The 13,217-nt window shown below is 61.9% G+C and carries 5 protein-coding genes; 4 read left to right on the top strand and 1 reads right to left on the bottom strand.

From position 1 onward, the window contains the following. Window positions 1-137: 137 nt before the first annotated feature. Window positions 138-5,714 carry a DUF3320 domain-containing protein gene (locus AB8808_RS09655; protein ID WP_369928858.1) on the bottom strand — a complete coding sequence of 1,859 codons (5,577 nt, stop codon included), beginning with the start codon at window positions 5,712-5,714 and terminating at the stop codon, window positions 138-140. Between the two features lie 455 nt (window positions 5,715-6,169). On the opposite strand from AB8808_RS09655, the gene AB8808_RS09650 reads away from it, so the two are divergent. The 4 genes from AB8808_RS09650 to AB8808_RS09635 all read left to right on the top strand — a co-directional run bounded on the left by AB8808_RS09650 (window position 6,170) and on the right by AB8808_RS09635 (window position 13,181). Further along, on the top strand, window positions 6,170-6,394 hold the full coding sequence (locus AB8808_RS09650) for a hypothetical protein (protein ID WP_369928856.1): 225 nt from the start codon (window positions 6,170-6,172) through the stop codon (window positions 6,392-6,394). Between the two features lie 100 nt (window positions 6,395-6,494). After that, window positions 6,495-7,061, top strand: coding sequence for a hypothetical protein (locus AB8808_RS09645; protein WP_369928854.1), 567 nt, complete (start codon window positions 6,495-6,497; stop codon window positions 7,059-7,061). A 111-nt stretch (window positions 7,062-7,172) separates the two neighbouring features. Then, a complete protein-coding gene (locus AB8808_RS09640; protein ID WP_369928852.1) occupies window positions 7,173-8,075 on the top strand; it encodes an XVIPCD domain-containing protein in 903 nt (300 codons plus the stop codon). A gap of 531 nt (window positions 8,076-8,606) precedes the next feature. Beyond that, complete coding sequence (locus tag AB8808_RS09635; RefSeq protein ID WP_369928850.1) at window positions 8,607-13,181, top strand: RHS repeat-associated core domain-containing protein; 4,575 nt, start codon at window positions 8,607-8,609, stop codon at window positions 13,179-13,181. The last annotated feature ends 36 nt before the right edge of the window (window positions 13,182-13,217 follow it).

Raw genomic sequence — 13,217 nt, 5'->3', positions numbered from 1 at the left:
GGGTGCCTACAACGAAAGAATGCGGATATGAGGAATCCAGGCCGCTGAAAGACTGGAGGTGCCGTCGTCCCTGCACGACGGCACCTCTTGAGCAAAGTACGGTAGTCAGGTTATCCACCGACTCATATCAAGGCCTGCTATGGGCGAATCTTCAGAAGTCCGTCCTCATCGACCAGGCGATCAGCGAGGATCGACCGCTCGACCACCCCGGCCACCCGTTCGCGCACTGAGGCGGAAATAGCTCGAATACCGATAGCGCGGGCAACGCGTTCGATAACCTGGTCGCGGCTGGCGCCGAAGTTACGCTGGACGACGATGAGGACAGCCTCTGCAAGTTCGGATTCCGGCAGGTAGTCGGCCCTGCGGAGCGCCAGTGAGGAAACCTGGGAACGGTCACGGGGAGTGATCGGTAGGCCGGGCATGCTGAGCCAGACACCATCCTGCGCCATGTAGTTCTGACGGACAGCCACGTCGATGGCTTTTTCCACCGCTTCCTGAATGCGGCTGCCAGCGCGCTTCGCACCCCACGCGTCACGTATGCGAGCAACGACCTCATCGGAATGCACGGGTCCCTCGATGCGCACGACATCCACCGCGAGCTGGGTGAGGATGCCGGTCGGGGTCTCGTGGATTTCTTCGGTCCGGTGCGCTGGCCGTTGCGGACTCGCTTCCACGTAAGGGTCAAAGGCGAAGTCACCCTCTTCCGCCCTCGCCTCACGCTCGATGGCGGCGGCCGCGTCTGCCTGCTCCCTTGATAGGACCTCTTCGGCGACGCGCTCGTCGAACGCGTCGCGTGCCGCATCGATCTGTCGGCAGACGAGGTCGAGTTGTTCCTGAGGTCGCTGGAACCAGTCGGTGCTCCAGATGCGGTGGAGGTTCCAGCCGTGATCTGCCAGCACCTGCTGACGGAGGCGGTCGCGGTCACGGGCCGATTGGGCGCCGTGGTACGACGCGCCATCGCATTCGATGCCGAGGAGGAACCGGCCCGGGCGCTCGGGATCGGTCACCGCAAGGTCGATGAAGAACCCCGCCAGGCCCACCTGGCGCTGGACGCTGTACCCACGGGATTCGAGGGCCGTGGCGACCTGTTCTTCGAATATCGAATCGAAATCCCTACCCGTTACAGCGGCCGTTTCGAGCTTTCCGGTGCGCGCATAGCGGAGGAAGATGCGGAATGCCTCGACGCCCTTGCGGTTGGCGGAGAAGGCGGGATCGATGTCCTCGTCGGTCATCGAGGAGAATACCTCGCATCGCTGCTTGGCGCGGCTGATGAGCACATTGAGACGACGCTCGCCTCCTTCATTGTTCAGGGGGCCAAACCGCATGGGCACCTTGCCGCCCGGCACGGTCGGGCCATAGCCGACCGAGATGAAGATGACGTCCCGCTCGTCGCCCTGGACGTTTTCCAGGTTCTTGATGAAGAACGGCTCGCCGCTACGGCGATTGAAGAACGCCTCGACCTCCGGCGGCAGACCGCGACGGAGCAATTCAAGCTCATCGAAGATGGCACGGCTTTGCGACGCGGAGAACGCTGCTACGCCCAATGACAGCTTCGGGTGCATGCGGGCGTGCTGGACGATGGCCTCGGCGACCATCTTGGCCTCGGGCCCGTTGACGCTCTTTACGAAGAAGCCATCCCGCACGTAGTGGAAGCTCAGACCCCGGCCCCCTTCCTGGGTCCAGGGGCTCGGTACGATGAATAGCTTGTTTTCGTAAAACTGGCGGTTACTAACAGCGATAAGCGACTGGTGGCGGCTGCGGTAGTGCCAGCGGAGCATGCGCATGGGCAGGCCACGCGCGGTAAACAGGCCGAGGATGCTTTCCACATCACTGACCTTTGTCGGCTCGTCCTCGTCGATGTCCTCGTCACCGCTGGTGAGCTTGGCAAAGAAGCTGGTGGGCGGCAGCTGGCGGGGGTCACCAACCACGATGACCTGCTTTGCGCGGGCCACCGCACCGAGAGCATCAACCGGCTGAATCTGGCTTGCCTCGTCCATGACAAGGAGGTCGAACTCCAGTGCGCCCGGCGGCAGGAACTGGGCGACCGACAGCGGGCTCATCATGAAAACCGGTTTCAGGGCGGTGAGTGCCGGGGCGGCGCGTTCGACCAGCTTTCGCAGGGCCATGTGACCCTTCTTCTTCTGGATTTCCCCGCGAAGCACACCCAGGGGACCAATCGAACCACTATCCCGTCGTGGAACGTTCTGGTGATGTGCCTGGACGACCTCCCCTGCTGCCGCCGCGATGCGTTGGCGATCGAGGTCGGCGAACTCGCGAACGACGTGGCCGTGGGCGACGCCATCGAAGCGCCCCAGGGCGGGTTCGGCCTTAAGCACGCGACGATATTGGCCTTCGAAATAGGCGAACTCGAAGGCGGCAACCGCGTCCTTCGTCGATAGCCGTCCATCGGCGAGCCGGGCGACGACATCGGCGCAACCATCACGGATGGCCCGTGCGGCACGGTCACGATAGGTCACCCATCGGTGGAGCTCTTCCTGCTCGGTGACCCAGCGGGAGAGACGCCAGGCCATGGTGTCCAGATGCACCTCATGGATGATCGTGGCACCGACGCTCGCCGACAGGTCGAGTGCAAGCTCGTCTGCGATGGCTTGGAAGGCAGTAGCCAGGTGCACGACCTGGCCATCGAGGACCTTTGCGCGGGGAATGAGGGCTTCACGCTCGGTGACACGACCGGCCAGCGCACGGATGTCGCCATTGGCTTTGAGCCAAACAGCGGCTGTCGAGAGTGCTTCCCAATCGCTGTCGAGCCCCTGCCACGCCGAGCCGAACAGTGCCTGACCAAAATTTTCCCCGTCCCTGAGGATCTGGCGCGCCTCGCGCCCGGCATCGAGCCTGTCGAAAACCGTACGGGCGGCCGCTGCGGCGGTAGGCGCGTGTCGCAGCGCGCGGCTTGTCGTCGACCAGGCGTTGGTATGGCGGACAGCGAGCTGCAACAGGGACTCGAGGTCGAGCTGTTCAGGCCCTACCGCATCGCCGAACACCTGTGTTGCCCGGGTGAGGAAATCGGCGTGGACGCCCGACAAGTCGGGCGCCAACTGCGAGAGGAGGAGGCTTACATGCTTCGAGCGCTGGGCGACGTCGTCCTTCTCGGGACCGCGGGAAGCGATGAGGCGGGGCTCTGCACCGAGTCCACGCAGCGACCGCATCCATTCAACGAGCGCTATCAGTGGCGCGGAGACCGAGCGATCGCCCTGCCAGTCACCACCGAAGGCGGCCCTGCCGAAACTGTCTTCATTGCGCAGGACGCGCCGGGCTTCCTGACCGCGCATGAGGGTATCGAGCGAAGCGAGGGTAACCGGCAGGGGCTGGTCGGGATGCGTCAGGACCGAGCGCATCAGCTTGTTGGCCGCACGCCAGTCGCCGCTGAGAAAGCGAAAAAGGCTCGTGCCCTTCGCCGCGAGGGCGGCCCGCGCGGGACCGACATCGATGTCCCAGGCGAGCTCCTGGATCTGGCCTGCGAGCGACGTACGAACGCCCTCGAGATCGGCGACGGTATGGGCGATATGCCCGGCGCGCTCTACCCCTCCTTCCCATAGCTCGGAAGCAAACGTCTCGGGACTTGCCGGGGGCGCGTTGGCCACCCGCTCGCCGATCTTGGCGAGGCGGGTAAATTCACCAGTGGTGGGTGCGCATTCACGGCCCAGCGCATGCGAAAGACCACGGGCCGCCTGCAGGAGCGCCGGGATGGCATCGCGGACGGACGAGAGGCGGCGGACAGCGTCAGCGTTGAAGTCGTCCGGTAGCTCGGCAAGCGCCTGCTGCGCCTCGCGGGTGTCCTCGTCCCATGCCTCGGCTGTGACTTCGGCCGACAGCGACTGGCGCAAGGCGGCAAAGCGGTGACCCGAGGCCAGCAATGCGTCGACCGCTGCTACGTCCGTCCAGCTTTCATGCGCCATGGCGTCGGCATCAAGCACAGGGGCCCCACTGATGCGCTGGGCGAGTGCACTGAGGGGGGCTACATCGGTGAGCCTGTGCGGGGCGTCGGTTTCAAGCAAGCTGGCGGCAGCGCTCATATGCTGGCGGGCGTGCTCGAGCTGGCTGCGGAGGGTTTCGATACGAGCGACGAGACGCTCACGGTCGGTGGGCAGCATCGCCTCGATACCCACACCGGTAAAGGCGTGATCGTCGGGTTTGCCGATGATTTCAATTCGCGTCACGAGGTCACCAAGAAGCGTGTGCCGCCGCTCGAAACCGTCGGCGCCCCACGCGCCAATACCCTCCAGCGCGACATCGTTGGGCATCACCCCAGCCTGCCGCAGGCGCGCGAGGTGCCCCATGACCTGGAACGGGGAGAGACTGGACGCCGGGTCGATGGCATGAAGCCGGGCGACATGGCCGTTCAGTTCGTCGCGCGCTTCCGTCAGGCGAGCCATCAGGCTTCCGGTGGGAGCCGACTTCGGTGCGCCGAGGTCCCACGTGCGACGGAGCTCATCGAGTACCGAGCGCTTGTTCGCCTTGTTGCTGTGGAGCTCCAGGCACGCGTCGCCCACGCCCTTCTCGTCGAGGCGACGTTTTACCACCTCGAGCGCCGCCATCTTCTCTGCCACGAACAGGACGGTTTTGCCGTCCTTGATGGCCGAGGCGATGATGTTGGCGATCGTCTGGCTCTTACCGGTGCCGGGAGGACCCTGGATGACCATGTCGCGACCGCGACGCACCTCGTGGATGGCGATGGCTTGCGAGCTGTCGCAATCGAGGATGTGGAGCATATCCGCCGGCGGGATCACCGGGTCGATGTTGGCGTTCTCATCCAGCATCCCCTCCCCTCCGGGAAATCCGTCGGAGAGCAAGCCCTTGACGAGCGCGCGGTCGACGAGGGTGTTGCCCTTCGGCCACACGGCCGGGTCGAGGTCTCGATACATCAGGAACTTGGCGAAGGAGAAGAAGCCGACGGACATCTCGTCCGGCAGCACTTCCCAGTTGGGCTTGTCCGCCACGGCCCCCGCGACATCTGAAAAATAGGCGTCGATGTCGAAGCTGTCGCTGGCCTCAAAAGCCGGCATGCGGAGCTTGTGGATGCGGTCGAGGTACGCTTCCAACGAGAGGTTGGACGCGACGTCCTCGGCGCGGGCCTTGAGGCGAAATTTCTCGCCGGCCGTTCCACGGTTCAGCTCGACCGGGACCAGGATCAGGGGCGCGTGGCGGACGTTCGCCGCATTGTTCGGGTCGACCCACTTGAGGGCGCCCAGGGAGGCGAAGAGGACGTTGACACCCTGCTCTTCCTCCAGCGTCTTCGAGCTTAGGTACAGTTCGAGCAGACGCTTTTGCAGCCCCTTGCCCGTCAGGCGAGTCTGGAGCCGGGTGTCGCTGTGGCGGTTCAGCACGCCCCGTTCATCGACGCTGTCGTCGTCGGGTTGGGCAAGCTGGTCGATTTCATCGGGCTCTTCGGGTGGGATGGGCTCGTCGGCCGATGGCTCGCCTTGGGACTCATCGGCCGCCGACTTGCCGGCGAGGAAGGTGAATGCCTTTCCCTCACGAACCAGGAGGCGGTAGACCTCGGCTGTCTTCTCATCGACGACCCCGATGGACGACGTCCGGCTCGAGCGCGGCATATTCAGAAGACGATTTCGCGCCGAAAGGTCGAGCAACTGTGTACGCGCCTGCTCGAGCTTCTCCGCGTTGGGAAGCGAGCTCTGGAAAATCGACGCATCCATGGTCGCCTCGGGGGGTGCTACGTCGGTCTTGCTGTCCATCATCATGTCCCTGGCGGAGCTTTTCCGCCGAACGGGCCCGTCCTCGGGCCGTCAAGTATGTTTTCGCGTCTCGGGCGGGCACCCCTCGATGGCCAATAAGGCGAGGAGCAGCGCTGCGATAAGCAATCCCCTTTCCCCACTGAAACTGTGTATCCCCTGTTCCAGATGAAGGCCATATTAAGCCACGCGGAGGCACTTCCAGTACGGTGAGACCGATGGCGAACGATCAATTTGCATAAAGGGCAGGATCTTTCTGTCCATGCCGATTTTGTACATTGCCACCATCACACCATTCGATAGGCTCTGAGCGCCGTATTCGCTGCGCCCTTGCCGCTAGCCTTCACGAAGACATCGTGGCCAAGGCTGCCGAGCCGGCGCAGCTCGATTACCAGAACTAAAGGGCTGGTGCTCGGCAATCATTCGGCTAGACCGTGGACCACAGGGGACGCTCACGCATGGCTCTGGCTCTTCTCATGCTCGCTTTGTCGCGCCCTCGGCGCTATCACCCCCGTACAGAACTGGACGACTGGATTGACCTGGCGTTTTTCGTTTTCGGCGTTGTCGCGCTGATCGGGGCGATGGCTAGTGGCATCGGGGCTTTCCGGGCGCGACGACGAGCCCAGGGCATGCAAGGAGCCATCGAGCGTGCGCGTGCTCGTTACGGGATCAAGCGTGGCTGATTTGCCAGCGGGTGAACGTGGCGCCCGTGTGGCATACGACCACGCATAACGCCCGAGTGTGAGATTATCCGCTCAGAACCACAGGAGAGAGGTGACGTATATGCGTAACAGAGCCACGATCGGCCTGCTATTCGTCTGCGCCATGACCATCGGAGCGGGAGCCTACGCCATGTCTGAATCTCGCAGCGCACCGGGCACATTTCCCGTGTCAGCCCCTTTCGCGCTCGATGCCGCAGGGAACAGCATCACCATCCCCTTCGACGTCCACAGCGGCAGTGTGGATGCCAAGCGGCACCTTATGGTTGGGGTGGATGTACCCCATGCAGCAGACTTCCCGGCGGTGGAAGACGTGCGACTCCACACCCGACTGCTCCGTGTCCGGATCGTGTACGACGACCATGGCACTCATGTGCCGATCGAAACCGAAGACACCGAGATGATCATCGCCGGCAACACAGGTAAGCCACGCCCCCGTGCGGTCCCGACGGTGTGCCGTCTTCATCTTTATGCGGGACTCGATGACGTATCGAACCTCTCGATCTGCGGCTTCTACGCCAGGCGCGATGGGCATTACATCGCGGAGATATCGACGATCGAGCCGATGCCCGCATTCAAGGGCGTTGCCACCACCGTACGTGTAGACAACTATTACAACACCGGCGAATAACGGAGGGCGGACATGGACAAGGATAGGTACACCGTTACGGTTTACGCAGCCGCCCCCGGGACGCCCCTCACACAAGAGAAAGACCCAGGCGCCACATCCACGCCTGGGCACATGTACTACACCACGCAAAAAAACGGGGAGCCTCCGCAGAGCTACGGCTTCGCCCCCGTCAAGCACGGGTCCATCGATGGTCCAGGACATGTCGTACGGGACGACGTAGTCAACTACAAGGATCCGCTGTATTCGAGAACCATGGAGGTATCGAAGGATCAATACGAGAAGCTGAACGACTATGGCAATCGTCCAAAGGAGAACGGCTTCGATACTTACTACAAGGATGCCCGACACAATTGCGTCGACTTCGCCTGGTCGGCGCTGAACCACGCGAATATCAAGCGCACCGAGGTCGGCAGGGACAAGCAGCCGGTAGAAAAGGACGGCCCGGATGCCCTGAGACCATCCCACAACGTGGATGGTCTAAAAAGCATCAAGGATCCCGTGCCGGGCAGCGAACTCAATTCCCAACACAGCAATCCTATGCCGAAGAACCGAAGTACCCTCCAGCGGATACTGAGTGAGGAAAACCGCAGCATGGATGATCCGCTCCATCCGGGCAACGGCATGTATCGTCAGGCGTACAGCGGCGTCGAGTCGCTGAACGCAAAGCATGGTGTAGCAGCATCGGACCGGGACAAGGATTTTGCAGGTTTCATTGCCGCGAACGCCAAGGCTCAGGGCCTGGCTCGGGTTGACCACGTCATGCTGAGTGATGATGGCAGCAAGACCTTCGCCGTACAGGGAAACCTGCAGAGCTCTCATGGGCTTGACCGGCAGATCGCGCAGATGCAAACCACTGACGCGCTCAATACGCCACTAGCGCAAAGTAGCCAGGCTTGGACCCAGCACGCTGCAGAAGCTGAGCTGGTTGCCAGCCAGCAGCAGGCACAGGCCCAAACGCAAAACGACGTGCAGCAGAGCCAACAACAGGCGGCGCAGTCAATGCGGATGGGCTGACTACTACGGTACTGTTGTTGCGACATCCGCCCAGTCCATGCTGGGCGAGAAAATATAACTCCTGCTACGTCGAAGCCAACTCCGTGCGAGGGCGAGCGAAACCGGGCTGCTTATCTTCCACGCTTGCCCCAAACGAGGGAGGTGCGCGCTGCGCCCATTCACGCGATTCAAAAGCAATGCGCATGTTGCCACCGCTTTAAACATCTGATCCACGTGATGCACGCGATCAGACCGGCGTTGTCCTCTTGCCACTGGCTGCAGCGCCTACGCCAGGACAACCTAAGCGGACTGCTTCTGCCCTGTCTACGCGCGCATTGGGGTCGATACCTTCAGGCAGACGGACCTGCCTCGGTCAATGCAGGGCGCAATTACTTGCGCAATGCCAACCGTCCCACGGATTTCATCTTGTCAGGTTTCCCTGACAGACACCCCTACACGGCCCGATTACCATTCGCCGCGAGCGCCCGGCAATTGGGGAACCGGGGCGACTGCAACAACTAATGCCGCCCCGCCACTCGTGCCTGGACTGACATGCTGCTTCGATCACTTCGAACCATTCTGGTTGCTTTCGGCGTTGCCGCTGCCGCACTCTCCGCAGCGTCCGCCACAGATGGGTCAGCGCGAACAAGCTCAGCTGCAACTGCAAGGACCTTCGCACCGCGCGTCTTGGCTGCCGGCGCGACTTACTACGACGCGCCCTACTACTGGAGCGACGGTCACATCAATGCAGATGGCAATCACGACTCGGTATCAGATACAGCCGAGGCCTTCTGGGCGGCTTACCAGAACACATGGGGCGTTGGCCCACCCAATTGCAACTTCCACTACGACGAATACGACGGGACTACCTCAGGTGTTTTCGCAAGGATGTACGAATCGGGAAGTTCGTGCGGTGGCGGACCGGAGCTTGTGCTCGGAACGCCCTATTCCATCGATCTGGGAAAGAATGCCGGGACCGGCGCCGGGTGTGACGGCGGCGAAGGAGATGACGGAAAAGGCGGCGGCAGCGGTAGCGGTAGCGGGTCGGAGGGCGGTCCGACCTGTCAGAGCGATAAAGGTGCTGCAGGTGACGACAACGGTCCCCTCGCTGGCGACCCCATCAATACCGCCACAGGAAACAAATACCTCCAAGAAGACGATTACGCTTCTCACGGATTCCTGACTTTTCGGCGCTTTTATAACAGCAGCACGTCAGCAGGCGAGACCGGTATCGGGACCAGGTGGACCCATTCTTTCAACCGGATAGTCGCCCGCGTCTACGACAATTCAGGCAACGCGACGATAGCCCGGATCACGCGGCCTAGCGGCGCTCGGGAGATTTTCAACCGCGTTGGAAGCCAATGGACCGCGACACCCGAGAACCCGGACCGCCTGACCGAAGCCGACGACGCATCTGGCAATCCGACTGGCTACACCCTGTGGATTGCTGCCCTTCGCCATACGGAAACCTATGGCGCAGATGGTGCCTTGCTTTCGATATCCGATGCTACAGGGCAGACCGCAACACTGGGCTATAGCAACACGCTGACCGACCCCGCCATTGCGCCAAAAGCGGGCCTGCTGCTCACCGTGACGGCACCCGACGGCCGCTTGCTCTCGTTTACCTATGATGCCAATGCTCGCATTCACCAGGTCACCCTGCCCGATGGTGGCACACTGATCTACGGCTATGACGCGACCGGCAACCTCACCTCGGTCCAGTACCCGGACGGCAAGACCCGCCAGTATGTCTACAACGAGTCGACCCTGACGGGCGGATCCAACCTGCCTTCTGCCATGACTGGGCTCGTTGACGAGAACGGCGTGCGTTTCGAAGACACGGCATTTGACGGAACGGGTCGGGCGACCTCGACGCAGTTCAGCGGTGGCGCCGGCAAGGTTTCGATTGCCTACAACAGCGATGGCTCATCCGACGTCACCTACCCTCTTGGCGGCACCTCACACCAGGGCTACACCACGGTCCAGGGCCTCGTCCGTGTGGAAACGCTCGACAAACCCTGCGGCGAGTGCGGCCAGCCCTACGCGTCCCGTACGTACGACGCCAATTCGCGTCCTGCGACCTACACCGACTTCAACGGCAACATCCGCGCCGTCACCTATGACGCCAACGGACTGCTGACCGAAGAGATTGATGCCCAAGGCAGCGCTGACCAGCGAACCACGGACACGACCTGGAACACGACGCTTCGTGTCCCGCTGGTGAGCATAATCAAGGACAACATGGGCAAGGTCCTATCCAAGTCCGCCTGGGCGTACAACGCAAATGGCCAGACCACCGCCGCCTGCCTCATCGACCCGGTCGCCGCACCCTCTTACACCTGCGCCGCAACGGGAACCGCACCGGCCGGCGTGCGCCGCTCGGTCATGACGTACTGCACGACCGTCAACGGCACCACCTGCCCATTGACCGGCCTTCTGCTCAAAGTCGACGGGCCGCGCACGGATGTCACTGACACCGCAACCTACGCCTACTACCTGACGACCGATGAGTCCGGCTGTGCCACGGCCGGCGGCGCCTGCCACCGCCTCGGCGATGTAAAAACCACCACAGATGGCGCGGGGCTCATCACGACCAATGCCACCTACGACAAAGCGGGCCGACCGACCCGCATCAAGGCGCCGAACGGCGTCCTGACCGACCTTACCTACACGCCCCGCGGTTGGCTTGCCACGAAGACCGTGCGCGCGTCAGCCGCAGGCACACCGTCGACCAGTGATGCAACCACCACTCTCGCCTATAACCCAGATGGCACGGTCCATTCTGCGACGGATCCTGATGGCGTCGTAACAACCTACACCTACGACGCCGCCCATCGCCTCACTGATGTCACGGACGCATCGGGCAATCGGATTCACTACGCCCTGGATGCATCGGGCAACAGGACGAGTGAACAGATACTCACCTCGAAAGGTACGGTAACCCGCTCGCTTGGTCGCGCATTTAACCTGCTCGGCCAGTTGACGTCACTCAATGACGGACTCGGCCGCACGGTTTTCTCAGCCGCCAGTACCGACAGCTATGACGGGAACGGAAATCTGGTCCACTCAACGGACGGCCTCGGCGTACAGCAGAAGCACGTTTTCGACGGTCTCGACCGCCTGGTCAGCACGCTCAAGGATTACCAGGGAACCAACGCAGCGACCGCAAATAGTCAGACGGTAACTACCTTCGATGCGCTCGACCGTACTACGGGCTTCAGCGACCCGGACGGCCTAAACACCACGTACGACATTGATGGCCTAGGTAACAGGACCGGCCTGCACAGCCCCGACACTGGGTCAAGCGCCCGTACATTCGACATCGCCGGCAATGTGACGACCTCGACCGATGCAACCAATGTCAGCCATACCTCGACCTATGACGCTGATAACCGCCTGCTGACTACGAGTTACGCGGATACCACTCTGAACGTTCAGTACAAGTACGACGAGGCAGACTCGGTCACCGGCTGCACGGGCAGCGTCTCTAGGGGCCGCCTGACGCGTGTCGTTGAAGGGAATGGTGGATTGATTTACTGCTACGACCGGCGCGGCAATGTGGTCAAGAAGCAACAGACCATCGGGACCGCCACGCGGACGACGACGTATACCTGGACGCTGGCCAACCGGCTCAAATCCGTCACCACGCCAAACGGCACCGCTGTTGCCTACACGCGAAACGCGCTCGGCCAAATTACGGCCGTCAAAGTAACGCCCATGGGCGGCACGGCAACCAATGTGGCCAGTGCGGTCACGTACAGGCCCTTCGGCCCGGTCGCGACGTACAAGCTGGGCGACGGGCAAACCGTCACGCTGGCTTATGACTCAACCGGCGCGTTGACCGACATTGCGAGTACGGCGTATTCGCTGCACGTCAAGCGAGACGTCATGGGCAACGTCGTGGACCTTGGCAATACGGCAGTCGTGCCCTCGCCATCGGAGACGTACGGCTACGACGCTCTCTACCGGTTGACGGGTGTAACTGCGGCCACCGGCGCAGCCATTGAGGCCTACACATACAACAAGACCGGCGACCGCCTGACCAAGGCTGGCCCTGGCCTCCTGACCGGCGCCTATAACTACGCACCGAACACTCACCACCTCATGGGGGTCGGGACGACCACGCGTCAGGTGGATGCACGCGGCAACACAACGGCAGATGTCTTGGCGTCAGGCACGTATGGGTACGGCTACAACGATCGGAACCGCCTAACCATCGTGCAGAACAACGGTGCCACGGTTGGCAGCTACGTCCTGAATGCACAGGGTCTGCGGGTACAGAAGACGGCTGGGACCGTTGTGACACGGTTCGACTACGATGAAGAGGCCCGACTGCTCTCCGATAACAATGGAATGACTACGCGGGATTACGTTTGGATGGACAACTTGCTTGTCGGCGTTGTTGACGGCGCAGGAACCACCACCACGGTCAATTTTGTCCATGCTGATGGCATGGGTTCACCCAGAACGGTAACCAGTTCAACCGGCGCACTGCTCTGGCAGTGGGCCTATGCCAGCAATCCGTTCGGAGAAAACGTTCCGACGTCGACTGTCGGCTACACGCTCAATCTGCGCTTTCCGGGTCAGTATTTCGATGTCGAGTCTGGCTTGAACTACAACGTCAATCGAGACTACGAGGCTGCGGCGGGTCGTTACGTCCAGAGTGACCCGAGTGGGCTAGCTGGAGGCGCCACGACGTATGCATACGTCGGAGATGCTCCATTGTCGTGGATAGATTGGCTGGCGCTGTTTGACCCCAATGCATATAAGAACTTCATGGATCGACACGCAAAGAATGCATCCCAAGGCCAGTGCGCGCGCTACATTCGGCAGGGCCTTGAAGCGGGTGGCGCTGATACGTCAGGGCACCCTATAGACGCCAAAGACTATGGTCCTACACTAGTCAACAACGGATTCTCCGCAGTGCCAGATGACGGATATGTACCCCACGTGGGAGACACTGCCGTTTTCCAGCCGCCAGGCGGCGGCAGTGCGGCAGGGCACATCGAAACCTGGGACGGGGACCATTGGGTGTCTGACTTTAACCAGCGCAGCTTCTACGCTAATCATGGTTACGAAACCGCGCCCCACCAGATCTACCGCCCGCCAGCAGAGCAGCAGCATTGATACAGGACAAGAATATGATGAAACCAGGGTCACTTT

Source organism: Xanthomonas sp. NCPPB 2632, assembly GCF_041228075.2.
In the GTDB taxonomy this organism is placed as follows: domain Bacteria; phylum Pseudomonadota; class Gammaproteobacteria; order Xanthomonadales; family Rhodanobacteraceae; genus Luteibacter.
The sequence above is the reverse complement of the archived record's forward strand: the minus strand, read 5'-3'. Positions and strand labels throughout refer to the sequence as shown.